19 protein-coding genes are annotated in these 23,803 nt (G+C 75.0%); 7 read left to right on the top strand and 12 right to left on the bottom strand.

The window, feature by feature from the left end; all coding sequences use genetic code 11:
• Positions 1-154 precede the first annotated feature (154 nt).
• Positions 155-988 carry a GH25 family lysozyme gene (locus tag ACFZCF_RS07240; protein ID WP_391285215.1) on the bottom strand — a complete coding sequence of 278 codons (834 nt, stop codon included), beginning with the start codon at positions 986-988 and terminating at the stop codon, positions 155-157.
• A gap of 927 nt (positions 989-1,915) precedes the next feature.
• On the opposite strand from ACFZCF_RS07240, the gene ACFZCF_RS07235 reads away from it, so the two are divergent.
• On the top strand, positions 1,916-2,326 hold the full coding sequence (locus tag ACFZCF_RS07235) for a MarR family winged helix-turn-helix transcriptional regulator (protein ID WP_388438842.1): 411 nt from the start codon (positions 1,916-1,918) through the stop codon (positions 2,324-2,326).
• Positions 2,327-2,338: 12 nt separating this feature from the next.
• On the opposite strand, the gene ACFZCF_RS07230 is transcribed toward ACFZCF_RS07235, so the two are convergent.
• Positions 2,339-3,112 (bottom strand): hypothetical protein, encoded by a 774-nt coding sequence (locus ACFZCF_RS07230; RefSeq protein ID WP_388436400.1) that lies wholly within the window; start codon positions 3,110-3,112, stop codon positions 2,339-2,341.
• 360 nt (positions 3,113-3,472) lie between these two features.
• Between ACFZCF_RS07230 and ACFZCF_RS07225 the strand changes: the two genes are divergently transcribed.
• The 5 genes from ACFZCF_RS07225 to ACFZCF_RS07205 all read left to right on the top strand — a co-directional run bounded on the left by ACFZCF_RS07225 (position 3,473) and on the right by ACFZCF_RS07205 (position 9,598).
• Positions 3,473-6,505: a nitrate- and nitrite sensing domain-containing protein gene (locus ACFZCF_RS07225; protein WP_391285213.1), complete on the top strand. Its 3,033-nt coding sequence runs from the start codon at positions 3,473-3,475 to the stop codon at positions 6,503-6,505.
• Positions 6,502-7,023, top strand: a complete 522-nt coding sequence (locus tag ACFZCF_RS07220) for a roadblock/LC7 domain-containing protein (protein ID WP_391285211.1) — start codon at positions 6,502-6,504, stop codon at positions 7,021-7,023. Before ACFZCF_RS07225 ends, ACFZCF_RS07220 begins: the two co-directional genes overlap by 4 nt.
• Positions 7,020-7,436 (top strand): DUF742 domain-containing protein, encoded by a 417-nt coding sequence (locus ACFZCF_RS07215; protein ID WP_169086847.1) that lies wholly within the window; start codon positions 7,020-7,022, stop codon positions 7,434-7,436. The genes ACFZCF_RS07220 and ACFZCF_RS07215 overlap by 4 nt, the downstream gene beginning before the upstream one ends.
• Positions 7,417-8,160 carry an ATP/GTP-binding protein gene (locus ACFZCF_RS07210; protein WP_391285208.1) on the top strand — a complete coding sequence of 248 codons (744 nt, stop codon included), beginning with the start codon at positions 7,417-7,419 and terminating at the stop codon, positions 8,158-8,160. Before ACFZCF_RS07215 ends, ACFZCF_RS07210 begins: the two co-directional genes overlap by 20 nt.
• Positions 8,161-8,359: 199 nt before the next feature.
• Positions 8,360-9,598 carry a styrene monooxygenase/indole monooxygenase family protein gene (locus ACFZCF_RS07205; protein ID WP_388436387.1) on the top strand — a complete coding sequence of 413 codons (1,239 nt, stop codon included), beginning with the start codon at positions 8,360-8,362 and terminating at the stop codon, positions 9,596-9,598.
• Here the strand turns inward: ACFZCF_RS07205 and ACFZCF_RS07200 are convergent.
• The 4 genes from ACFZCF_RS07200 to ACFZCF_RS07185 all read right to left on the bottom strand — a co-directional run bounded on the left by ACFZCF_RS07200 (position 9,568) and on the right by ACFZCF_RS07185 (position 13,108).
• Positions 9,568-10,980, bottom strand: coding sequence for an NlpC/P60 family protein (locus ACFZCF_RS07200; protein ID WP_391285205.1), 1,413 nt, complete (start codon positions 10,978-10,980; stop codon positions 9,568-9,570). The genes ACFZCF_RS07205 and ACFZCF_RS07200 overlap by 31 nt on opposite strands.
• Positions 10,981-11,069: 89 nt before the next feature.
• Positions 11,070-11,339 carry a hypothetical protein gene (locus ACFZCF_RS07195; RefSeq protein ID WP_382799345.1) on the bottom strand — a complete coding sequence of 90 codons (270 nt, stop codon included), beginning with the start codon at positions 11,337-11,339 and terminating at the stop codon, positions 11,070-11,072.
• A 37-nt stretch (positions 11,340-11,376) separates the two neighbouring features.
• Positions 11,377-12,099: a TetR/AcrR family transcriptional regulator gene (locus tag ACFZCF_RS07190; protein ID WP_388436380.1), complete on the bottom strand. Its 723-nt coding sequence runs from the start codon at positions 12,097-12,099 to the stop codon at positions 11,377-11,379.
• A gap of 73 nt (positions 12,100-12,172) precedes the next feature.
• Complete coding sequence (locus ACFZCF_RS07185; RefSeq protein ID WP_391285203.1) at positions 12,173-13,108, bottom strand: diiron oxygenase; 936 nt, start codon at positions 13,106-13,108, stop codon at positions 12,173-12,175.
• Between the two features lie 167 nt (positions 13,109-13,275).
• Between ACFZCF_RS07185 and ACFZCF_RS07180 the strand changes: the two genes are divergently transcribed.
• Positions 13,276-14,391: a diiron oxygenase gene (locus ACFZCF_RS07180; RefSeq protein WP_391285201.1), complete on the top strand. Its 1,116-nt coding sequence runs from the start codon at positions 13,276-13,278 to the stop codon at positions 14,389-14,391.
• Between the two features lie 49 nt (positions 14,392-14,440).
• Here ACFZCF_RS07180 and ACFZCF_RS07175 read toward each other — a convergent pair whose 3' ends face one another.
• From ACFZCF_RS07175 to ACFZCF_RS07150, 6 genes are all read right to left on the bottom strand, one after another.
• Entirely contained in the window at positions 14,441-16,096 is a 1,656-nt protein-coding gene (locus ACFZCF_RS07175; protein ID WP_391285200.1) for a penicillin-binding transpeptidase domain-containing protein, read from the bottom strand.
• On the bottom strand, positions 16,093-17,484 hold the full coding sequence (locus tag ACFZCF_RS07170; RefSeq protein WP_388436369.1) for an FtsW/RodA/SpoVE family cell cycle protein: 1,392 nt from the start codon (positions 17,482-17,484) through the stop codon (positions 16,093-16,095). Before ACFZCF_RS07170 ends, ACFZCF_RS07175 begins: the two co-directional genes overlap by 4 nt.
• A gap of 254 nt (positions 17,485-17,738) precedes the next feature.
• A complete protein-coding gene (locus ACFZCF_RS07165) occupies positions 17,739-19,031 on the bottom strand; it encodes an ATP-binding protein (protein ID WP_391285197.1) in 1,293 nt (430 codons plus the stop codon).
• A complete protein-coding gene (locus ACFZCF_RS07160) occupies positions 19,028-19,789 on the bottom strand; it encodes a hypothetical protein (protein WP_391285195.1) in 762 nt (253 codons plus the stop codon). Before ACFZCF_RS07160 ends, ACFZCF_RS07165 begins: the two co-directional genes overlap by 4 nt.
• A gap of 195 nt (positions 19,790-19,984) precedes the next feature.
• Entirely contained in the window at positions 19,985-22,153 is a 2,169-nt protein-coding gene (locus ACFZCF_RS07155; RefSeq protein WP_391285193.1) for a HEAT repeat domain-containing protein, read from the bottom strand.
• 512 nt (positions 22,154-22,665) lie between these two features.
• Positions 22,666-23,598 (bottom strand): DNA ligase, encoded by a 933-nt coding sequence (locus ACFZCF_RS07150; protein WP_391285191.1) that lies wholly within the window; start codon positions 23,596-23,598, stop codon positions 22,666-22,668.
• Positions 23,599-23,803: the final 205 nt, after the last annotated feature.

The following is a 23,803-nucleotide window of genomic DNA, read 5'->3' as shown; positions in this document are numbered from 1 at the left end:
GCGGGGCGCACGGAAGTTGAATCCCGTGCGGCCGGGTAGAGACTCGCATTGGTCCATACCAATCGGCAAGAGGGTGCACCGAAAAAGCCCCGGGCACGGGAACGGCGGTCCCGGGCGCCGCCGCGCCCCTGGACCGCCGTTCTCCGCGCCGGCGTCAGCCGTTGGCGAGCGCCTGGACGCGGGAGAGGTCGCCGTTGAAGTGGTTGTGGTCGCCGACCGTCGGGCCGGACGAGGTGTACTGCCACATCGTGTAGTACGGCCAGCCGGCGGGGAGTTCGCCGACCTCGGAGGCGTACCGCGCGATCCACAGCGGGTTGGTCGAGGCGAAGCCGGAGTAGTTGCCGGTGCACTGCTTCCACCAGCTGGTCGCCGTGTAGATGACGGCGTCGCGGCCGGTGCGGGCCTTGTACCGGTTGAGGAAGTCGCGGATCCAGGTGACCATCCCGGACTGGGTCTTGCCGTAGCAGGTGGCGCCGTACGGGTTCCACTCGATGTCGAGCACGCCGGGCAGGGTCTTGCCGTCCTTGGACCAGCCGCCGCCGTTGTTGACGAAGTAGTCGGCCTGGGCGGTGCCGGTGGTCGTGTCCGGGGTGGCGAAGTGGTACGTGCCGCGGATCATGCCGACGTTGTACGAGCCGGTGTACTGCTGCGTGAAGTAGGTGTTCTTGTAGTACGTGCCCTCCGTCGCCTTCACGTAGGCCCACTTGACGCCGCTGTTCCAGAGGGTCGACCAGGCGACGTTGCCCTGGTGGCTGGAGACGTCGACGCCCTCCGTCCAGGTGGCGAGGGCGGAGACGCCGCCGGAGGGGGCCGCGCCGCGGCCGTCGTGCTTGAGGACGCCCATGCCCATGTGGGCGGTGCCGCGCGCGGGGACGGCGGCGCGGGCACCGGGGTCGGCGGCGCCCGCCGGACCGGCGAGGGGCAGGACGAGGGCGGTGGCCGCGAGGCCGGCGAGCAGGGAGAGGGGGACGGATCTGCGCACACGCATGGCGTGACTCCCGGAGGTGGAAGTGGTGTGGACATGTCAGTCACGTGCTCGACGGCGACTCTACGCACGTAGACAGGGCGGTGGAAGAGGCCCCGGGTTCCGCCGTTGGTCTACTCCTGCGAAATACTGAAGGAGCTGCGGCGATGCCCGGGGCGACGGGAAACTTTCAGTCCACGAAACACGCGCGGGAGGTGCGGGGTGCACGCAGGCGGCACGACCGGCGAAGACGACACCGCGCCGGCCCCGGTCCCCGGCACGACCCGGCCCGGAGGCGACGCTCCCGACGCGGGGAAGTCCTCCGGCGCGGGGGCCACTCCGGGAGCGGCCGCGGGAGCAGGAGCGGCTTCCGGTGCGGGGGCCACTCCTGAGGCGGGGGCGGCTTCCGTCCCCGAGGCGAGCCCCGATGCGGGGAGGACCACGGCCGCGGGGGCGGGCCTGGATGCCGGGGCGGGCCCCGATGCGGGGACGCCCTCAGACGCGGGGGCGGGCCCCGGTGCCGCGACGAGCCCCGGTGCCGGGTCAGACCTCGATGCCGGCACGAACCGCGATGCCGGCACGAGCCGCGATGCCGGCACGAGCCGCGATGCCGGCACGAGCCGCGATGCCGGCACGAGCCCCGACGCCGGGACGAGCCCCCGTGCCGCGTCAGGCCCAGGTGCCGGGTCAGACCTCGATGCCGGCACGAACCGCGATGCCGGCACGAACCGCGATGCCGGCACGAGTCCCGACGCCGGAACGAGCCCCGATACCGGGTCAGGCCCCGATACCGAGTCAGGCCCCGATACCGGGTCAGGCCCCGATGCCGGGGCGGCCCCCGGCGTCCGCGCCGCTTCCCGTGCCGGACGGGGCCGGGCGTACGCGTCCGGCTTCGGCGAGGCGTCCGGGCGGCCGCCCGGGGGCGGGGCGGCCGAGCGGGAGTTCCTCGCCCTGGAGCGGGAGCTCGCGGTGTTCCTGCGGCGAGCACGGGCCCAGTCGGGGGAGATGGCGCGGGAGGTGCACCCGGAGCTGGAGCCGTCCGCGTACGGCCTGTTCGTACGGCTCGACGACGCCGGGCCGCAGCGGGCCACCGAGCTCTCCGCCTACTTCGGCGTCGGCAAGGCCACCATGAGCCGCCAGCTGCGCGCCCTCGAACAGCTCGGCCTGGTCGCCCGCGACCCCGACCCCGCCGACGGCCGCGCCTCCCTGGTGCGGCTCACCGACGAGGGCCGCGACCGCTTCCGGCACGTCCGGGACGCCCGCCGCGAGCGGTACGTCCGCAAGCTCGCCGACTGGGACCGCGCCGAGGTCGCCGAACTGGCCCGGCTGCTCCACCACTTCAACCAGCGCTCCGAGGGCTGACCCGCACCCGCCTCAGAACTCCACGTACACGGCCGTCGCGTCGTCGTGGCGCTTTCCGCGGCGCCCGCCGGGGTCCGCCCCCTCCAGGAGCCGGACCCGCCGGAGCAGCCCCGCCGGGCCCTCCTCGGCGAGGACGCCCGCGCACTCCGCCCAGTCGCCCGCGCCGAACCGCTCGACCCATCGGCTCGCCCCGTCCGTGAGCGCCGCGAGCGCCCGCACCTCCGCCAGCGGGGTCGTACCGGTCACCGCCCGCTCCGCGACCGACGGGTCCGCGGCCGCCGTGAAGAAGCCGCCCTCGCGGTTGCGCAGCCGGTCCGCCGCCTCGTGCGTGCGCAGCGCCTCCCGGGGGATCCGGTCCAGCCGGTCGTCCCGCACCGCCCGGACCGCGCCGTCCGGCGCCCGGAGCAGCAGCACCGCGTCGGAGAGGACCAGGTGCTCGACCGCGGCCGCGTCCCACCGCGCGAGGACCACGGTCGCCTGAGGCGTACGTACGTGAGAAAGGTCACAGGTGTCCGCGTGGAGCTCCGCGGTGCGCCGGATTGCCCGCGCCAGGATCTCGGACAGCGTCAGATCGGCCCGGGAAGCGGACAGTTCGGTCAAAGCGCCGCCCAGTCGCGCGGTGAACCAGGGCACCGTGTGCACACAGCCCGCCCCGCCCGCCGGGGGCGTGACGCCGTCCAGCAGGACCAGCGTCCCGCCGCCGCCCGACGCGGGCAGAGCTGCGGCGGCCCAGTCCTCGTTGGGCCGTTCGGGACTGCCCGGAAGGGTGGCGACCTCGCTGCGCATGATGTCCAGTGTGCCCGGCTCGCGCAGTCCCTTCGCAACACCTGCAAAGGGCCGAAAATGGCCTGTACCAACCGGCCATGGCCGTCCCGACAGGCGGAATCGCGAGCTCCGGCGAGCTGCGGGCGGGCATCCTGCCAAAGCCCGCCCCGAAGATCCAGCCGGGGGCGGTCGCGACCCGCCGCCGACGCCCCCCGGAAGTTGTTCGCCAACTCCGGATTGTTGTTCACTCGTTCGGGTGGCGGAGCGGCCGATGCCCGTCCCCTGCCGAGAAGCGCTGGAATGGTCGGAAGCCGTACCAGGGGTGGGGGCGGGACCTCATGACCGGCCGTCACCTCTGCTGTGTGGGCGGACGAGTCAAGAATGCGAGCACCGGTGCAGAAGAAGCGGCCTCGGAGCATGAACGGCGCGCGGAGCCAGACCCCCGGTGAGCCGCCGACCCCCGGCACCGCGCCGACCACCCCCGGCGCCCCGCCGAGCGCCCCCGGCACCGGCACCCCGTCGAACCCGGGAAGCACCCCCGCGGCCGCGCCCGCCGGAGCCTCCGCGCCGACCCCCGGCGGCCGTTCCAAGCGCGTCCGCACCCGCCTCGTCGCAGGCGTCGCCCTCGTCGGCGCCATCGTCCTCGGCGCCGGCGCCCCCGCCGTCCTCACCGCCTCCCGCGAGCTCAACGAGTCCCGGCGCCTGGTCACCCTCGCCGAGCTCGACCGGCAGGCCGTCACCCTCGCCCACTCCCTCGCCGACGAGCGCGACGAGGTCGTGGCCTTCGTCGCCGCCGGCCGCGAGGAGCAGACCGGCCCCAAGAAGAACCGGCGGGTCCTCACCCCCGCCAAGTCGGCCCGCGTCGACCGGCAGATCGACGAGATCCGCCCCACCGCCTCCGACGCGCTGCGCCGCGAGCTCGCCGGCGTCGCCTCCGTCCGCCGCGCCGCCGTCACCGGCAAGGGCACGGCCCTGGAGGCCCACAAGGCGTACAGCGACGTCATCGCCTCCCTCCAGGGACTCGCCGACGAGCTCGCCGAGCGCACCCCGCCGCGCGCCACCGACCCCGGCGTCACCGGCACAACCCGCGCCCCCGCCGACCTCGGCCGCGCCGTCGAACAGGCCTCCTCCACCCGGGGCCTGCTCATCGCCGCGCTCGTCACCCCGCAGCCCGAGGCCACCGGCGAGCTCCGCTACGACGCCACCACCGGCACCTACGTCGCCGAGGAGCCCGAGGGCAAGGAGGAGGCCGAGCGCGCCCGCGACCAGCTCAGCGCCGCCGCCCAGCAGGCCCGGGTCCGCGAACTCGCCGCCCTCGGCGACTTCGACCGCTCCGCCGGACCCGCCGCCCGCGACTCCCTCGCCGAGACCGTCACGGGACCCGAGGTCAAGACCGCCGAACTGGCCCTCGGCCGGCTCACCGACCAGCCCGCCCTCACCGAGGCCGAGACCCGCACCTCGCCGCCCGCCCTGGACGCCGCGCTTTCCGCCCGGATCGAGCAGATGCGCGGCGTCGAGTCCTCCCTCGCCGCCAAGCGGGTCGAGCGGCTCACCGCCCTGCGCGACGACGACGTCACCGCGCTCGAACTGCGCCTCGCCCTCCTCGGCGGCTGCCTGATCCTCGCCGTCGGCGTCTCCACCTACGTCGCCCGCAGCCTCACCCGGCCGCTCGCCGTGCTCCGCCGGGGCGCCGCCCGGCTCGCCGCCGCGCCCGACCCGGCCACCGAGGAAGCCGTCCGCTTCACCGGCCGCAACGACGAGTTCGCGCAGGCCGTCCGCTCCCTCAACACCCTCCACGGCCGGCTCGCCGCCCTCTCCGCGCACACCGGCCGGCTCACCGGCGAGCGGGCCGGCCTGGTCGCCGCCCAGGAAGCCGCCGAGGCCGAACTCGCCGCCCAGCGCGCCGAGCTCCAGGGCCGGATCGCCGTCCTCACCGCCGACCTCGAACGGCTCCGGGACACCGTCCACCACACCTTCGTCAACCTCTCGCTGCGCAGCCTCGGCCTCGTCGACCGCCAGCTCGCCGTCATCGAGAAGCTGGAGGAGCGGGAGCAGGACCCGGACCGTCTCGCCACCCTCTTCAAGCTCGACCACATGGCGACCGTCATGCGCCGCCACAGCGAGAACCTGCTGGTCCTCGGCGGCCACGAGCACGTCCACGGCCACGCGGGCCCGGTCCCGCTCGTCGACGTGCTGCGCGCCGCCGTCAGCGAGATCGAGCGGTACGAGCGGGTCACCATCCAGTCGCTGCCGCCGCACGCCCAGCTCGCCGGCTTCGCCGCCGACGACCTGAGCCACCTCGTCGCCGAACTCCTGGAGAACGCCACCTCGTTCTCCCCGCCGGACGCCGAGGTCCAGCTCTCCGGCTGGCTCCTGGAGACCGGCGAGGTCATGCTCTCCGTCCAGGACTCCGGCATCGGGATCCCCGAGCACCGCCGCGCCGACCTCAACGCCCGCCTCGCCGCCGCCGACCCGGAGGCCTTCGAGGGCGAGGGCCTCGGCATGCGGGTCGTCTCCCTGCTCGCCGCCCGCCACGGCGTCGGCGTCGAGCTGCGCGAGCAGAAGCCGGGCGGCACGGCCGCCGTCGTGGTGCTGCCGCTGCCGCTGCTGCCCACCGCGCCGCCGGCCGCCGTCGCCGAGCCGGTACGGGTCCCCGGCACCGGCCCCGTACCGGTCCTCCACCTTCCCGGCTCCGAGGCCGAGGCCAACTCCAACACCCTTCCGTCCCGCGCCCGCGACCCGCTCGTCGAGGCGGCGGAACGCGCCTTCCAGCAGACGCGGCCCGAGCCGGCGACGACGGAGCCCGCGCCCGAGCCGGAGCAGGCCCACGAGCCCGCGCCGGAGCCGGCGTACCAGCCCGAACCCGCCCCGGCGTATGAGCCCGCGCAGGCCTCCGCCCCGGCGTACGAGCCCGAGCCCACGCCCGCGTACCAGTCCGCGTCCGCCCCGGCGTACGAGTCCGCGACGCCCGACCCGGAGCCGTACGAGCACGTCGGGACCGCCGAGCGGCAGCCCGTCGAGTCCGTGTCGGAGACGACCCTCCAGGTCCGGCTCCCCGACCCGCCGCCCGAGCCGGACAGCCACGAGCGGACCGCCGAGACGCCCGTCGCGGCCGTGCCGGGGCAGGCCGGACCGGCCGACGAGGCCCAGGTGCCGGGGCCGCGCCCCGCGCAGTGGGAGCGGGTCACCGACAAGGGCCTGCCCAAGCGCACCCCCCAGGTGGTCCGGGCGCCGTCCGCGCCGTCCGCGCCCCGGCGGGGCTCCGTCGACGCCGAGGCGCTCCGCCGCCGGCTCGGAGGCTTCCACCAGGGCGCCGTGGCCGGACGCCGGGACGTCGAGGCGGAGATAGCCGCCGAGAGCACCACGCGTACAGAGGAGATGACGGGGGACACAGTCGAGGAGGCACGCAGTTGACCGCCACGGGAACGAGCACCACGAGCACGACCGCGCCGGCCGGCGCCTACGGATTGAGCACGGAGGCCCGCAACCTGCAATGGCTGCTGGGCAACCTCGTGGAGGAGGTGCCCGGCGTCCGCTCGGTCGCCGTCGTCTCCTCCGACGGGCTCCTGCTGCTCTCCTCCGACCCGGACGAGGGGCTCGGAGCCGCCGACGACGGGCCCGTCCGCCCCCGCGGCCCGCGCGGCTCCAGCGCCGACCTCGCCACCATCGTCTCCGGCATCGGCAGCCTCACCGTCGGCGCCGCCCGCCTGATGGAGGGCGGCGGGGTGAAGCAGACGATGGTCGCCATGGAGGAGGGCAGCGTCTTCGTCATGTCGATCAGCGACGGCTCGCTGCTCGGCGTGCACGCCGAACCCGACTGCGACATGAGCGTCGTCGCCTACCACATGGCGCTCTTCGTGGGCCGGGCCGGACACGTCCTCACCCCCGAAGTCCGCAGTGAACTGCGCAAGTCGATGGAGGGCCCCCGGTGACCTCGCTGACCGCCGCGGGCCACCGCCTGCCGGTACGCGGCGAAGGACGGCGCCCCGCGCGCGTGCGCCCGTACTCGCTCACCGGCGGCCGCACCCGCTTCGGACACGTGCTGCTCGTCGAGACCTTCGTGGCCGCCCTGGAGGCGCCGCTCGCCCGCAAGGTCCTCACCGACGGCGGCCCCGGCGCGCGCGGGCTCATGCCCGAGATGCGCGCCATCGTCGAGATATGCCGCCGGATGCGGACGGTGGCGGAGATCTCGGCCCTCCTCAAGATGCCGTTGGGCGTCGTCCGGGTGCTGCTCAGCGACCTGGCCGACCAGGGAAAGATCCGCGTGTACGGGACCGGTCACGACACCGGCCAGCCCGACCGCGCGCTCCTCGAAAGGGTGCTGAGTGGACTCCGCCGTCTCTGACGCCACCGCCGTCGACACCCCCGCCGCCGCTCCGGCGGAGGCCGTGCCCGCCGCCGCGATCCCCGCCCAGCCCGGGCCCGTCGGGGAGTCCGGGCAGGCCGGCCCGGAGAAACCCGACTCCGCCGCGGAGCCGGATCCCGAGGACGGCGCGCAGGACTGGCAGCTCGACCACTCCCGCGCCCCGATCGCGACGAAGATCGTGGTCGCGGGCGGCTTCGGCGTCGGCAAGACCACCTTCGTCCGCGCGGTCTCGGAGATCACCCCGCTCCAGACCGAGGCGCTGATGACCCGGGCCAGCGAGGAGACCGACGACCTCACCGCCACCCCGGACAAGCTCACCACCACCGTGGCGATGGACTTCGGCCGGATCACCCTCGACAACGACCTGGTCCTGTACGTCTTCGGCACGCCGGGGCAGCAGCGCTTCTGGTTCATGTGGGACGACCTGGTGCGCGGCGCGATCGGCGCGATCGTGCTCGCCGACACCCGCCGGCTCACCGACTGCTTCCCCGCGCTCGACTACTTCGAGAGCTGCGGCCTGCCGTACGTCGTCGCCGTCAACCACTTCGAGGGCACCGAGCGGTTCGAGCCGGAGGACGTCAGGGAGGCCCTGACGATCACCGCCGAGGTCCCCGTGGTGATCATGGACGCGCGCAAGCGCTACAGCGTCGTCGAGACGCTCCTCGCCATGGTCGAGCACGCCCTCTCCGCCACACCCGAATAGCCGCGCGCACAGCCACACCCGAACAACAGGCCGCGCCCGAACAGCCACGCCTGAGCAGCCGTGCCGAGGGGCGGCTCCCGGACCGCCCCGGGCAGCCGCCCCGCCGTCCCCGTGCGGCCCCCGGCAACCCCCGAGCAGTCACACCCGGGACGCCGCCCCGCCGCCCCCTCCCCCCCCGTTCTCGCCAGGAGCACCACCCATGCGGAAGATCCTCATAGTCGGCGCCGGACAGTCCGGTCTTCAGCTCGCCCTCGGCCTCCAGTCGCGCGGGTACGAGGTCACCCTGATGTCGAACCGGACGGCGGACGAGATCCGCTCCGGCCGCGTCATGTCCACGCAGTGCATGTTCGACACCGCGCTCCAGCACGAGCGCGACCTCGGCCTCAACTTCTGGGAGTCCCAGGCCCCGCGGATCCAGGGCCTCGGAGTCTCCGTCGCCGGCCCGGAGTCGGCCCGGATCATCGACTGGGTCGGGAAGCTCGACGGCTACGCCCAGTCCGTCGACCAGCGCGTGAAGATGGCCGGCTGGATGGAGACCTTCGCCCAGCGCGGCGGACAGCTCGTCATCCACGGCGTGGCCGTCGGCGACCTCGACTTCTTCGCCCGCCGCTACGACCTGGTGCTCGTCGCCGCGGGCAAGGGCGAGCTGGTCTCCATGTTCGGCCGGGACGCCGCGCGCTCCCCGCACACCGAGCCGCAGCGCGCCCTCGCCGTCGCGTACGTCAACGGCCTCGGCCCGCGCCCCGAGCACCCCGACTTCGACGCGGTCCGCTGCAACCTCGTGCCCGGGGTCGGCGAGCTCTTCGTGATGCCGACGCTCACCACCGGCGGCCGTGCCGACATCCTCTTCTGGGAGGGGATCCCCGGCGGTCCCGTCGACGCCTTCCGCGGCGTCAAGGACCCCTCCGAGCACCTGGCGCTCACGCTGGAGCTGATGGAGAAGTACACCCCCTGGGAGTACGCGCGCGCCACCAAGGTCGAACTCACCGACGCCTGCGGCACCCTGGCCGGCCGTTACGCCCCCACCGTCCGCAACCCCGTCGGCCGGCTGCCCGGCGGCGGCCTGGTCCTCGGCGTCGCGGACGTCGTCGTCGCCAACGACCCGATCACCGGTCAGGGCTCCAACTCCGCCGCCAAGTGCGCCGCGGCCTACCTCGACGCCATCGTCGAGCACGGCGACCGGCCCTTCGACGAGGCGTGGATGCGCTCCGCCTTCGACCGCTACTGGCGGACCGCCGAGCCCGTCACCAAGTGGACCAACGCCATGCTGGCGCCGCCGCCGGAGCACGTCCTGAACCTGATCGGCGCGGCCGGGGAGCTCCAGCCGATCGCCGACCGCTTCGCCAACGGCTTCAACGACCCGGCCGACTTCGAGAACTTCTTCTTCGACCCGGAGAAGGCCTCCGCCTACCTGGCCTCGGTGGCTTCCGGCGCCTGATCCGGGGCCACCCCCTCACCGTCGTACCCCTCGTCCGAACCCTCCCGAGCACCGTCCGGGAGGACGGGCGGGGTGTACGACTCCAGGGGCGTCCCGCCCGGGTCCGGCCGTACGGCCCCGAGCAGCGGGTTCGCGGCGACCGGGGACACCTTCACCCGGGCCCCGGGGCGCGGGGCCTGCACGACCAGGCCCTCGCCGAGGTAGAGGGCCACATGGGTGGCGCCGGGGAAGTACACCACCAGGTCCCCGGGCCGCAGCTCGTCCAGGGCCACCCGGGGCAGCTCCGCCCACTGCTCCTGGCTGGTCCGCGGGATCTCCCGGCCGGCCGCAGCCCAGGCCCGCTGGGTGAGCCCCGAGCAGTCGTACGCCTCCGGCCCCTCGGCCCCCCACTCGTACGGCTTTCCGAGCTGATCGACCGCGAAGCGCAGCGCCTCCGCGCCTGCCCGGGACGGGGTGCGGGCGGGGCCGAGGGCGCCGGAGTCGAGGAGTTCGCGCTGCGCGCCCGCCGTCTGCTGCCGCTCCAGCTCGGTGAGGCGCGCCAGCTGCTCGGGGGTGAGGGCGGCGAGCAGCGCCTCGACCTCCGCGAGCTTCTTCCGCACCTCGTCCCGGCGGGTCCGCTGCCGTGCCGCGAGGGTCCGCTGCCGGTCGAGGGCGGTCCGCGAGGCGTCGGCGAGGCCGGCGGCCCGCCGCTCGGCGGCGCGCAGCCGGGGGAGCGCGGAGGCCCGGTCGCGGGCCGTCCGGTCGAGGAGGTGCCGGGCGTCGAGCGCCGACTGCGGGTCGGGGGCGAAGAGCAGCCGCAGCGGCGAGGCGTACGAGGTGCGCCCCTGGTACTGCTCCCGGGCGAGCCGCCCCGCCTCGGCCCGCCCGCGCGCGAGTGCGGTGCGGGCGGTCTCCAGGTCCGCGGTGAGCCGCCGGGTGTCGGCCTGCTGGACCTTCAGCGCCTCCTCGGCGGCGTTGTACCGCTCCGTGGCCTCCTCCGCCTCCCGGTAGAGGGTGCGGAGCCGGGCGAGCAGGGTGGCGACGGAGCCCCCGCCGGCGGGGGGCAGGGCGGCGGCGTCGTCCTCGTCGACCGGGGGAGCCTCGGCCTCGGCACTCCTGCCCCCGGTCTCCTCGGCCTCGGTCTCCTGCGTCTCCCCGATCTCAGGGGTTCCCCCGGTCTCCGCGGTCCCCGGTGCCTCTGTGGCGGCCGGTCCGGGATCCGCGGCCGCCACGCTGTCCGGGTCCACCGGCCCGACGGGCTCCGCGGCGGGGTCCGCCAGGGCGAGGGGCGCGAGGGGTGCCGGTGGCTCGGGGGGTGCGGGGGCGGCCACCGCCGGGCCGGTCAGGGCCGTCAGGGCGGCCAGGGCTCCCGTACAGACCGGGCGCAGCAGCCTTCGCGACACGTCACCACCACCTCCAGAGCGGGCTCCGGAGGCATCATGGCGCGTCGGTTCATCCGATTACCGTACGAATCGGGGCGCGGCGCCCCGCATCACCCGTTCGGCTTGGACCACGGCCACTTCAGCTCGCGCCGCTCCCGCCCCTCGGGCGCGTACTCGTAGACCCAGCCGCGCTGGAGCCCGAGCCGCCGGGTGTGGCCGGCCGGTTCGCGGCGGTACGTGTGGAGCACGGCCGGCCGGCCGTCATGGGCCGGGACCGGCACCTCGTACCACTTCGGCGGGTGTCCGGTCATGCCGAGCAGGATGGGCAGCACCCGCCCGTCGAGGGGGCCGCCGCGGAAGGGGGTGTTCTCGCTTCTCACCCCACCAGTCTCTCCCGGCCACGTCCGTCGCGGGAGGTCACAGCAGGTGCGCGGCCGCGCCGGCGAGCGGCACGAGCCGCCCGGCCAGCTCGGCGACGGGCCCCTCGGCCCGCTCCTGGGCGAGCAGCCGCCGGACGACCCCGGCGGTCTCGGGGTCGCGGGCGGACCCGGCCGCCAGGACGGCGACCAGGTGGTCGACGAGCCAGTCGCGCAGCTCGTCGGCGGGCGGCCGCTTGCCGTCGTCCAGCCAGATGAGCGAGGCCGCCTCGACCGCCGCGATCCAGGAGCGGACCAGCATCGCGAGCCGCGGGCCCGGCCGCTCCGCGCCGAGGTGCAGGAAGATCTGCCCGGCGGCGGCCCGCCGCACCTCGTCCACGATCGACGTGGTGTTGGAGGTCGCGACGACGCTGCCGCCGCGCAGCAGTGCGCTGAAGCCGGCGTCGTGGCCGTCCACGAAGGCGAGGTAGCGGTCCAGGACCCGGCCGAGCCGCTCCGTGGGCGGCCCGTCCTCGGGCTCCGCGAAGCACCGGTTCAGGGCGTCGGCGGAGGAGCGCAGCGCGGCCTCGTACAGCTGCTGCTTGCCGCCGGGGAAGTAGCGGTAGACCAGCGGCCGGGAGACCCCGGCCGCCTCGGCGACGTCGTCGAGCGACACGTCCTCGGGGGCCCGGTGCGCGAAGAGCCCCAGCGCGGCCTCCAGGAGCTGGCCGCGCCGCTCCTCGACGCTGAGCCGGCGGTACGCGGGAGAGGCGGCGCTCGTCATGTCGGCAGCGTAACCCCGGGGCCTCCCGCTCCGGATCCCCTTCCGGCCCCCCGGCCCGAGGGGGGGACGCCCCTCAGGCCAGGAGGCCCGAGGAGCGCCAGAGGCGGCGGCCGGGGCCGCGCAGGACGCCGATGTCGTCGAGAAAGTCGGTCAGGCGCCGGGCGCCGGCCTGCATGACCTCCCGGCGGTGGCCGCTCGCCCGGACCTCGGCGACCGCCTGCCGGCGGTCCAGGCCCACCGCCTCGTACACGGCGGGGTTGACGAAGCAGGTGGAGAAGACCCGGGCGGCCTCGCCGCAGCTCAGCCGGGTGAACTCCCGCTCCCAGCGGGGCGCCGTCACCATCTGGCGGCGCAGCTCCTCGCGGGCGTACCGGACGTGCCGCGCCTCCTCGACCACGTGGATCCTGGTCACCCCGCGCACCAGCGGCTGGACCCGCTCGTCCGGGAAGGTCAGCCGCTGCATCCAGTCCAGGATCTCCTCGCCGAGGAGGGTCGCGGCGAAGGACCCGGGGGTGGTGGAGACGGTCTTCAGGACGCGGGCGAGGTTGTGGTAGACCCGCGGCACCGGGTACTCGCCGGTCCCGCTCTTCCGGATCAGCCGGGCGAACATCATCGAGTGCCGGCACTCGTCCGCGATCTCGGTGAGCGCGTAGCTCACGTGACGGCTGGTCAGCGGCTTGTCGTAGACGTGCCGGACGAGCAGCTGCATCAGGATGATCTCGAACCAGACGCCGAGCGAGGCGAGCGACGCGGCCTCGTGGCGGGAGAGGTCGATCCGCTGCTCCTCGGACATCCGGTGCCACAGCGGGGTGTCGTAGAGGGAGACCAGCTCCGGCGGCCAGTACCAGTGGCCGGGTTCGAAGGGGGCGTCCCAGTCGAGCTCGGTGTCGGGGTCGTACGAGTGCTTGCGGGAGGCCTCCAGGAGCCGTTCGGCGAGCCGCTCGCGGTCGCGGAGCGGCCCGAGCGCGTCCCGCAGCCGGGTGAAGTCGGGCTCGGTGAAGGGGCTCATGGCGGGACACCTCGCTGGCCTCGAACGCGGAGTTACCGTCGTCACTTGCTATCAGACTGCCCGTCAGCAAGCCCGTCAATCCCCTGTGCGCGACTTGTTGACGCTTCGTACAGCAACGTGTGAGCCTGCTGAAGGCGGCAGGACGCCGGTGGCCGAAGGAGTGGTCGATGTCGACGCACGAGCTCTACGTGAACCCCCCGTCCGGACCCGGCCGGCAGATCCCGGCGACCGGCGACGCCCGCTTCTCCTGGGAGTACGACATGGCCGACGCCGGCCGTGAACGGCTCCTCGCCCTCTACCAGAAGGGCAAGGACAAGCAGTGGGACGGCACCCGCCGGATCGACTGGGACCTGGAGGTCGACCCGTACGACCCGCTCGGCACGCCCGACGAGGCGCTCGCCCTGCACGGCACCCGGCACTGGGCGAAGCTCACCGAGAAGGACAAGGGCGACCTGCGCCGCCACTACGCGGCCTGGAACTTCAGCCAGTTCCTCCACGGCGAACAGGGGGCCATGGTCTGCGCCGCGCGGATCGTCGAGTCCGCGCCCGACCTCGACGCGAAGTTCTACTCCGCGACCCAGACGATGGACGAGGCCCGGCACGCCGAGATCTACGGCCGCTTCCTCCACGACAAGATCGGAATGCTGTATCCGATCAACGGCGACCTCCAGACCCTCCTCGACGACACGCTCCGCGACTCCCGCTGGGACATGCCGTACCTCGGCATGCAGGTGCTCATCGAAGGCCTGGCCCTCGCCGCCTTCGGCATGATCCGCGACACCACCGACAAGCCGCTGCCGAAGCAGATCCTGGCGTACGTCATGCAGGACGAGGCCCGGCACGTCGCCTTCGGGCGGATGGCCCTGCGCGACCACTACAAACAGCTCACCGACGCGGAGCTGCGCGAGCGCGAGGAGTTCGTCATCGAGGGCTGCCACCTCATGCGCGACCGGCTGCGCGGGGTCGAGGTCCTGGAGAACTTCGGGGTGTCGCGCAGGGAGGCCGAGGAGTTCAGCGAGCGGAACGAGTTCCTGCACCTCTTCCGGAAGCTCCTCTTCAGCCGGATCGTCCCCTGCGTCAAGGACATCGGCCTCTGGGGCGAACGCCTCCAGAAGGCCTACCTCGACATGGGCGTCTTCGACCTCGGTGACTCCAACCTCGACCTCCTCATGACCCAGGACGAGGAGATCGCCGAACGGCTCGACGCCGAGCGCTTCGCCGCCGAGGAACACGCCCGGGTCGCCGAGGTGGCGGAGGCGATCGCGGACGGCGCGAAGGAGTGACGGCACCGGGGTCCCCGGAGGCGCCCCCGGACACGGGGCCGCCCGGAAGTCAGTCCGACCCGTGGGTCCGGGGCGCGGAGCCCGGAGCGCCGCGCGGGCGGGCGGCCGGCACGTCCCCGGACGGCGAGGGCGTCACCGCCGGGGTACGGGCGCCCGGGGCGCCGCGCGGGCGGGCCGGGGGCATCGCCTCGGAGGCGCGGGGCGCACCGAACACTGCCGGTGCGCCCGGCACAGCGCGCGCCTCGGCCTCCAGGCGGAGGGCCTCGCGCATGACGTCGCGGGCGATCGGGGCCGCGCTGCCGCCGCCGCTGATGTCGGCGCGGGCCGCCTCCGCGTCCTCGACGACGACGGCCACCGCGACCGCGGGCCGGGCCGAGTCCTCCGCCTGGGCCCAGGCGATGAACCAGGCGTACGGGGTCCCCGTGTTGCCGAAGCCGTGCTGCGCCGTGCCGGTCTTGCCGCCGACCCGCGCCCCGGGGATCGCCGCGTTCGCCCCCGTGCCCTCCTCCACCGCCCGCACCATCAGCCGCTGGAGCTGGAGCGCCGTCGAGGGGTTCATCGCCTGCCGGTAGGGGCGGCGCGGGGTCCGGTCCACCGTGGTCCCGCGGGAGGTGGTCGTCCGGTCGACCAGGTACGGCCGCGCGATCTCCCCGGTGTTGGCGACGGCCGCCGCCACCATCGCCATCTGGAGCGGCGTCGCCGTCGTGTCGAACTGCCCGATCGAGGACAGCGCCAGCTGGTCCGGGCTCATGTCCCGGTCGAAGTGGGACTTCGCCACCCACGACGGCACCCGCAGTGAGGGGTCGTCGAAGCCGAACCGCTCCGCCGCGCCGACCATGCCCGCCAGGCCGACGTCCACGCCGAGCCCGGCCATCACCGTGTTGCAGGACCACTGGAGGGCGTACGCGAGCGAGGCGTCCTCGCAGCCCCGGGCCTCGTTCGGCAGCACCTGCCGGGTGCCGGGCAGCACGAAGGGGTCGGGGGTGTCCGTCGGCGCGTCCACGTCCCGTACGACCCCGGAGTCCAGCGCCGCCGCCGCCGTCACGATCTTGAAGGTGGAGCCGGGCGGATAGGTCTGCCGCAGCGCCCGGTTGAGCAGGGGCTGGTTCGGGGAGGTGGTCAGCCGGGCCCAGGCGTCCTTCACGTCCGCCCCGGTGCCGGAGAGCACGCCGGGCTCGTACGAGGGGGAGGAGACGAGCGCCAGGATCCGGCCGCTCGACGGTTCGAGCGCGACGACCGCGCCGCGCTTCCCGTCGAGCCCCCGGTAGGCCGCCTCCTGCATCGAGGCCCGGACGGTCGTCACCACGTCGCCGCCGGGGGAGCGGCCCCGGGTGAGGTCGTTCCAGAGCGGCAGCGGGGCGAGGATCGGGTCGGTGCCGGCGAGCAGCGCGTCCTCGGCGTGTTCGAGCAGGGTGGTGCCGTACGTCTGGGAGGCGTAGCCGGTCACCGGTGCGTACAGGGGGCCCCGGCGGTAGGTCCGTTCCCAGCGCAGCTGCTGTCCGCTGTCCCGGGAGCCGGTCACCGGCCTCCCGTCGACGACGATGTCGCCGCGCGGCTCGGCCCAGTGGGCGATGGCGCTCCGGCGGTTGGCCGGATTCGCGTCCAGCTCCTCGGCCTCGACGAGCATCACCCGCACCGCGTTCACCAGCAGCGCGGCGAGCAGCAGGAGGCAGAGCGCGGCGGCCCGCCGGATGTACCGGATCACCGGCCCGCCTCCACCCGCACCGGCTCCCCGGCGTCCGCGGTCTCCGGCTGCGGCGCCCGCGCCGAGTCGCTGACGCGCACCAGGAGGGCGACGATCACCCAGTTGGTCACCACCGACGAACCGCCCTGCGCCAGGAACGGCATCGCCATGCCCGTCAGCGGGATCAGCCCCATCACCCCGCCCGCGATCACGAAGACCTGGAGCGCCACGATCGACGCCAGCCCGACCGCGAGCAGCCGCCCGAAGGGGTCCCGCAGCGAGAGCCCGGCGCGGTAGCCGCGCGCCACGAAGAGCGCGTACAGCAGGAAGAGCGCGGTCAGCCCGACGAAGCCGAGCTCCTCGCCGGCCGTCGCCAGGATGAAGTCCGACTTGGTGGCGAAGCCGATGAGCACCGAGTGCCCGAGGCCGAGCCCGGTGCCGAGCATCCCGCCGGCGGCGAAGGCGAAGAGCGACTGGGCGAGCTGCCCCGGCCCGTCGCCGGCCCGGATGGAGGCGTACGGATCCAGCCAGTCCTGCACCCGGCTGTGCACGTGCGGCTCGACGGATCCGATGAGGAAGGCCCCGGCGGCGGCGAGCAGCAGCCCGATCGCGATCCAGCCGGTGCGGCCGGTCGCCACGTACAGCATGATCACGAAGAGGCCGAAGAAGAGCAGCGAGGTGCCGAGGTCCCGTTCCAGGACGAGGACGCCGACGCTCAGCAGCCAGATCGCCACGATCGGCCCGAGCACCCGCCAGGTCGGGAACTGGAACCTCCAGATCCGGCGTCCGGCGTAGGCGAGCGCGCTGAGGTTGGCCGAGAGGTACGCGGCGAAGAAGACCGCCAGCAGGATCTTCGCGAACTCCCCCGGCTGGAAGGAGAGCCCGCCGACCCGGATCCAGATCCTGGCTCCGTTCACCGCCGGGAAGAAGATCGGCAGGATCATCAGCGCCAGCGCGGCGGCCACGCAGACGTACGCGTACCCCTGGAGCGCGCGGTGGTCCCGCAGCAGCAGCACGACCACGATGAAGAGCGCGACCCCGAGCGTCGACCACACCAGCTGGGTGGTCGCCGCCTGGTCGCGGGGCGTCTCCAGGTCGAGCCGGTAGATCAGCACCAGGCCGAGCCCGTTGAGCAGCACGGCGATCGGCAGCAGGAGGGGGTCCGCGTACGGCGCCCGGAACCGTACGGCGAGGTGCGCGAGCAGCGCGAGGAGGCCGAGCCCCGCCCCGTACCGCGCGGCGTCCGGCGGCACGGCCCCGTCGTGGGCCAGGCCCACCTCGGCGTAGCCGCAGACGGAGATCAGGACGGCGCCCAGGAGCAGGACCAGCTCCACCCCGCGCCGTTTCGGGCCCCGGACACCGGGCGGCGACACGGCCGGGGACGCGTCCCGGATCCGAGGTGCGGTCATGGTCGGCAACGTAGCAAGCCGTATGCCCTATGTCCCTTTTGTGTGACGGTGTGCCGTGAGGGGCGTTCCCGCCGCCCGGCCGTCGCGTGCCTCCGTCCGCGGCGGGCCGGGGCCCTCCGGGGTCGTTCACGCCTCCGGCGGGCCACGACTCCGGGTCGTTCCCGCCTGGGGCGGGGTCACGTCTCCCGGGCGTTTTGCTCATGGCTCCGGCGGGGTCACGTCTCCGGGTCGTTTCGTTCGTGCCTCCGGTGGGGTCACGTCTCCGGGTCGTCGTCCGTCGCGAACCGTACGTACTCCGGCAGCCGGATCCGGGCCTCCGCGCCGCCGCCGTCCGGGACGTTCTCGAAGACCAGCTCCGCGCCGATCACCTCCGCCTGCCCGGCCGCGATCGTCAGGCCCAGGCCGTGCCCCTTGCCGCCGCTCTCGGTGCGGAAGCGCTGCGGGCCGGAGCTCAGGAGGTACTCCGGATAGCCGGGCCCGTGGTCCCGCACCGCCACCGTCGCCCCGTCCACGGTCACCACCACCGGCGGCCGGCCGTGATGGTGGGCGTTGGCGACCAGGTTGCCGAGGACCCGTTCGAGGCGCCGCCGGTCCGTCTCCACCGTCGCGTCCCGCACGATCCGCACCTCCGTCGCCGTGCCCGAGGCGCGCACCGACCGCTCCACCACCGGCCCGAGTTCGTGCACGGCCAGGTCGACCGTCTCGTTGCGGGCGTCGAGCCGGGAGATCTCCAGCAGGTCCTCGGTCAGCCCGCGCATCGCCCGCACCCGGTCCCGTACGAGCTCCGCCGGCCTGCCCTCCGGCAGCAGCTCGGCGGCGGCCGACAGGCCGGTCAGCGGGGTGCGCAGCTCATGGGCCACGTCCGCGGTGAACCGCTGCTCGCTCTGCAGCTTGCGCTGCAGCGAGGAGGCCATCGTGTCGAGGGCTCCGGAGACCGTCGCCACCTCGTCCTGCGGGCGCTTCGGGTCCTTCGTCCGGGGGTCGTCCACCCGCGCGTCCAGGTCCCCGGCGGTGATCCGGCGGGCCACCTGCGCGGTGGCGTGGAGCCGTCGGGTGACCCGGGTGACGGCGGCGACGCCGACGGCCAGGGTGGCCGCGATGGCCAGGACGGAGGAGCCGACGATCGACCGGTCGAGCGCGTCGATCGTCCCGGCGCCCACGCTGTGGTCGACGCGGACCGCGAGCGCGTGACCGTCCGCCGGGCCCGCCGCCCACATCGTCGGCCGGCCCTCGTGATCGGTGATCATCGTGCCGCGCTCGCCCCGCGCGGTCAGCCGCCGCAGCGGCTCCGGCAGCCCGGCCGGGTCGAGCCCGGCGAACGGCGGCAGCGGCTCGCCCGCCTCGTACGCCCGGGTGACCCCGGCCAGCCGCGACAGTGCCTTCTCCCGAGCGTCCCGCACGGTCTGCCCGGTCACGGAGACGTGCACGAGGGTGCCGAGCAGGGCGGCGAGCGCGCAGCACATCACGGCGATGAAGACGGCGGCCTTCCAGGTGAGCGTCGCGGTCCAGGCGGGCGGGCGGGGCCGGCGCGCACGGCGCGGCGTCACGACGCGGCCCCCGAGCCGCGGGAGGCCGCCTCCGGGGAGACCGGTGGCGACGGGCGGGGCGTTCCCGGTGCCGTACGCGGCGGGTCCGAGGCGCCGCCCCCTCGTACGGGGACGATCTCGTCCCGGGCCGGCAGCATGCTGTGCTGCCGCTCGTCCCACGACCAGGCGGTGCGGTACTCGTACCCCGGGATCCCCGCGGACACGGCCCGCACGATCAGGTCGCGCCCGGCCAGCTCCACGCCGACCACCTGCTCCACCGTCGACATGACCCGGGTGAGGCCGCCGTCCTCGGCGAGGTACACCCGCACGGCGACCTGCTGCTCCGGCAGCCGGATCCCGACGATCAGCTCCTCCCGGCCGTTCCCCGTGAGGTCCCGGTAGTACGGCGGGAGCACCGGGCACTTGGCCGGCGCGGTGCCGCAGGCGAGCACCGCCCGGGAGGTCTCCTCGTACAGCCCGTCCGCCCCGGTGTACGTGTCGGGGTGCGCCGCCACCTCGGCCCGCACCACCGCGACCGGGTCGACGGTCCGCACGTCGGCCCCCCGCACGGTGATCCCCGGCACCCGCTCGGTGTCGGTCTCGCCGTAGTCGACGGGCGGATCCGAGGCGGGCGGCAGGTCGGGCCAGAGCCGTACGGGCCCCTCCGCCACCTCCGCCGGCCCGTCGCTCACGAGCCCGCCCTGCCCGGCGCACCCGGCGAGCACCGGAAGGGCGGCAAGCGCGAGGACGGCGGCGAGGCGGGCGGTACGGGGTCTCACGCTGCTCCTCGAACGACGGACGGCGACCGTTGATGCACGGATAGTGCACTGAACGATAAGGATTGTCCTTTATCGATCGTTTGTCGCCATTAGCGTCATTGTCGGTTGTGGTTCGGGAGCGTCGGCAGGGCCCCACCGTCGGTCACGACGGAACCGCCCGTCGCCGCCCCTGGCCGCCCCTGCTCCCCAGCCCGCTCAGCGGTCCTGGTTCCCCCGGTTCCCCTGGTTCTCCCGGAGGCCCCGCAGCTCCATGCGGGACAGGGCGGCCCGGCAGAGAGTCAGGAGCTTCTCGTCGTGGTGGACGTCGTGACTGCCGGAGGCACCCTCCCGGGCGTTGTGCCGCCGGCGCCGGGTCAGCTCGGTGAGGATCGGCAGCTGTGCCGCCGACGCGGCCGGGCCCATCTCGGCGAAGCACTCCACGATCTCCACGCGCGCGTGCCGGTTCTCCTCCCAGGCCGCGAGCAGCACCGGAAGCGTCCGCTCCGTCTCCCCGGACACCCGCCACAGCGCCGTCGCGCACCGCACCCGCTCCCACAGGTCCCGGGACGTCAGACCGGGCCGCAGTGCCCGCGCCGCCTCGGCCGCCGCCGGGCCGATCGCCCCCAGGGCCTGGGCCGCCGCGCACCGGTCCGTCCCCGAGGAGCCGGGCCGCAGCCAGCGCAGCAGGACCGGCACCACCGCGTCCGCGTCACCCTCGACCGCCCACAGGGCGCGCGCCGCCGCGGCCGAGACCGCCGCCGTGCCCGAGCCGAGCAGGCCCCGCAGCTCCGGTACGGCCTCCCGGGCCGCGGGCCCGAACGAGCCGAGGGTCCGCGCCGCCGCCTCCCGCACGCACTCCCGCCGGTACTCCGGCGCCCCGCGCAGCACCCGCAGCACCTCCGGCAGCGCCTGGCTGCCGCGCACCGCGGCCAGCGCGTGCAGCAGCGGGCCGGCCCGGTCGTACAGGTCCTCGTCCAGCTCCACCGCCGCGAGCCGCCGCCGCAGCAGCGGCGCGAGGCCCACCGCCGCCGGACCGAGCCCACCGAGCGTGTACAGCAGCTCGCGCCGCACCTCGCCCGGCCCTTCGAGCGCCCGCGCGAGCAGCGGCACCGCCCGACTGTCACCGGACCGCGCGAGGGCGAGCAGCGCGCCGTCCCGCCCGGTCCGGCCCGTCGACCGCCCGAGCCCGCCGGGGGCGATCGCCGCCCCCGCGGGCCGGGCCGCGAGGGCGGCCGCGAGCGCGTCGGCGGCCGGGGCGCCCAGTTCGAAGAGACGCTCCAGGAAGGAGGTGGCCGCGTCCCGCAGCCGGGCGTCCGGATCGGCGAGCTGCGCGCCGACGAGCGCCACGACCTCCTCGTACCGCCCGCGCCAGAGCCGTATCAGCCCCCCGCACAGCCAGATCGCGTCCGACCGCTGCCCCGGGTCGGGGCTGCGCAACTGCGCCAGGATCAGCGCGATCCGGTCGTCCACCCGGTCGTCGAGCGCGCCGTGCAGGGTGCGCAGCAACTCCTCCGTCCACGGCGTCCGCCGCCCCGCCACCTGGTCCTCCAGGAGTTCCCGCACGTGGCCGACCAGGGTCGCCGGCATCCGCGCGGCCCCCGCCTCGCAGCCCATGTCCTCGGGCTCCGGGCGCGGCGCCGTCCGGATCTCCTCCAGGAGCTCGGTCACCCACCGCACGATGTCCTGCGGGATCCGCCCCGGCGCGCAGCGCGCGAGCTGCGCCAGGGCCGCGAGCCGCAGCCCCGGGTCCTGCGCCGCGCGCGCCAGCCACGCCAGCCAGTCGACGGTCTCCGCGCGGAGCGAGGCGTGCCGCAGCGCGATCCGCCCCACCGCGGCGACCAGCGCCAGCCGCACCTCCGTGTCCGGCTCCGTGGTGAGCCGCTCCCGCAGCAGGGTCAGGACGAGCGCCGGGTCCGGGTGCAGCGACGCCAGCGCCACGGGCGCGGCCAGCCGCGCCTCGGGATCGGGGCCGTCGAGCAGCCCGAGGAAGACGTCGGCGCCGGCGGCGACGGCGGCGGCGGCCATCGCGAAGTTGGCGGCCGGGACGAACTCGGCGTCGCCCGGCCCCGGTCCCGCCGGCCCGTCGAGGTCGTCGTCCTCGTCGTCGAGCTCGATCCCGCCGATACTGGTGAGGAGTTCGACGATGGCGCCGCGGTCCTGCACGGCGGGGTCGGCGACGAGTTCCAGGAGGAAGGGGATGCAGGCGAGGGTGGAGTCGTAGACGTCGCCCTGGTGGTGGACCGTGCCGTACATGCCGTCGAGGGCCGCCTCGCGCTCCGCGGGGTCGGGCGAGGCGAGACCGCGCAGCAGCTCCGGCACGTCGTCCGCCGGGCCGTAGGCGTGCCCCAACGACGCCCAGTCGACCTCCTCGATCCCCGTCAGCATGGCCAGGCCGCCTTCCCCGTGTGCGCTACCAGGGAGCAAGTGTGCACCAAGGGAAGGACAACGAAGCCGAACAGACGTCACGCACCGTTCCGGGGGCTGACGTTGCGCTCGGTTTGCGCCATGTACACGCCGTGGTCCGGCCGTTGCGGACGGTGCGCGCGTGAATCCGGGGTGACGGACGGTACAAGCGCGGGGGCGGTGGTGACGCGCTGTACGCGCGCGTGGGCCGGTCGAGGGCGTTCGGCACGCGCAAGGGGCGCGAGGGGACGTCGTGCGGGTTCCGCGCGGCGACCGAACGGCTCCGGCGGGCACGCGCGCGTGCGGCGAGGTGACGCAAAGCAGAGCCTTCGTGTCACACGCGAGATTCCTTGGATTGCGCTTCTAGGCGGGGGTTCGGGGAGGTCGGTGAGTCGCTGTTGGGGGCCGGGGCCGGGGCCGGGGTCGGGGTCGGGGTCGGGGTCGGGGTTCGGATCCCTCCCGGTGGGGCACGTCCCGTCGGGTCCCCTCCCGGGTCACACCCCCTCCCCCCGGAACCGTACGAACGCCGGAGTCCCGTGCCGTCCCGCCACCTGCCGCAGCTCCACCGTCGCCGGCCGGGCGATCCGCAGCACCGGCCCGTGCTCGGGATCCGTCTCCGCCGTCACGCCGCCACCGCTCGCGGCGACCGCGGTGGCGACCTCCCGGGCCTGCGCCGGGGTGAGCCGGGGCGTGGTCGTCAGGGTGCGCCCGTCCGCGAGCCGCACGAGCAGCGCCCGGGGCCGGTCGGCCGGCCCGACGAGCCCGATCAGCTGGGCGTCCACCGTGTCCGCGTGCCGGACCTTCCGCCAGGACCAGGTGGAGCCGGAGCGGTACGCCGAGTCCAGGCGCTTGGCGACGATCCCCTCCACGCCCGCCTCCCGCAGGTCGCGGAACCAGCCGTGCGCCGTCTCCTCGTCCTCGGTCGCCAGCACCCGCTGGAGCGGCGGGTCCGCCTCGCTCAGCGCCGTACCGAGCAGCTCCCAGCGGTCGCGCAGGGGCAGTGCCCGGACGTCCCGGCCGGGCACGGCGAGCAGGTCGAAGGCGATGTACGAGACCGGCACCCGGCCCCGTACCCGGTCGGCGTGCGAGCGCAGCAGGTCGGTGAAGCTGATCCGCCCCTCGCGGTACGCGCACAGCTCGCCGTCGAGCACGAGCCCGGGCGGCAATTGCCCGGCCAGCGCCGCCGCGATGTCCGGGAACTCGGGGGAGAGGTCGCGCCGGGACCGCGACTGGAGCACCACCCGCCCGCCCTCCAGGACGAAGGCGAGCGCCCGGAACCCGTCGAGCTTGAGGGAGTACTGGAGCTCCCGCGGCGCCGGTGCCTGCGGGGGGATCGCGTCGGCGGACCGCGGCCGCATGACGTCCACGGGCGGCACGAGCACGACCCCGCCGTCGGCGTGGCCGTCACCACTCCGGTCATCGGCCACCGCCCCGCCGCCTCGCCGGGCGACCCCGCCGCTGCGGCCGCTCCCGCCACCACGACGGGCGCTCCCGCCACCACGACGGCCGCTTCCGCCACCTCGATGGGCGCCCTCGCCACCACGGCGGGCGACCCCGTCCGCACCCCGACCGTCCCGCCCGTCCGCACCCCGGCCGTCGCTCCCGCCCCCACCCCGGCCGTCACTCCCGCCT

Source organism: Streptomyces sp. NPDC007945, assembly GCF_042958885.1.
Classification (GTDB): Bacteria; Actinomycetota; Actinomycetes; order Streptomycetales; family Streptomycetaceae; genus Streptomyces.
Note: the sequence above shows the minus strand (reverse complement) of the source record. Positions and strands in the feature narration are given on the sequence as shown.

Excerpts from the sequence above, each read along its gene's own strand:
- ACFZCF_RS07240 (WP_391285215.1), bottom strand. The coding sequence starts at position 988 with ATGCGTGTGCGCAGATCCGTCCCCCTCTCCCTGCTCGCCGGCCTCGCG.
- ACFZCF_RS07180 (WP_391285201.1), top strand. The coding sequence starts at position 13,276 with ATGTCGACGCACGAGCTCTACGTGAACCCCCCGTCCGGACCCGGCCGG.
- ACFZCF_RS07190 (WP_388436380.1), bottom strand. The coding sequence starts at position 12,099 with ATGACGAGCGCCGCCTCTCCCGCGTACCGCCGGCTCAGCGTCGAGGAG.
- ACFZCF_RS07205 (WP_388436387.1), top strand. The coding sequence starts at position 8,360 with ATGCGGAAGATCCTCATAGTCGGCGCCGGACAGTCCGGTCTTCAGCTC.
- ACFZCF_RS07225 (WP_391285213.1), top strand. The coding sequence starts at position 3,473 with ATGCGAGCACCGGTGCAGAAGAAGCGGCCTCGGAGCATGAACGGCGCG.
- ACFZCF_RS07170 (WP_388436369.1), bottom strand. The coding sequence starts at position 17,484 with ATGACCGCACCTCGGATCCGGGACGCGTCCCCGGCCGTGTCGCCGCCC.
- ACFZCF_RS07230 (WP_388436400.1), bottom strand. The coding sequence starts at position 3,112 with ATGCGCAGCGAGGTCGCCACCCTTCCGGGCAGTCCCGAACGGCCCAAC.
- ACFZCF_RS07185 (WP_391285203.1), bottom strand. The coding sequence starts at position 13,108 with ATGAGCCCCTTCACCGAGCCCGACTTCACCCGGCTGCGGGACGCGCTC.
- ACFZCF_RS07155 (WP_391285193.1), bottom strand. The coding sequence starts at position 22,153 with ATGCTGACGGGGATCGAGGAGGTCGACTGGGCGTCGTTGGGGCACGCC.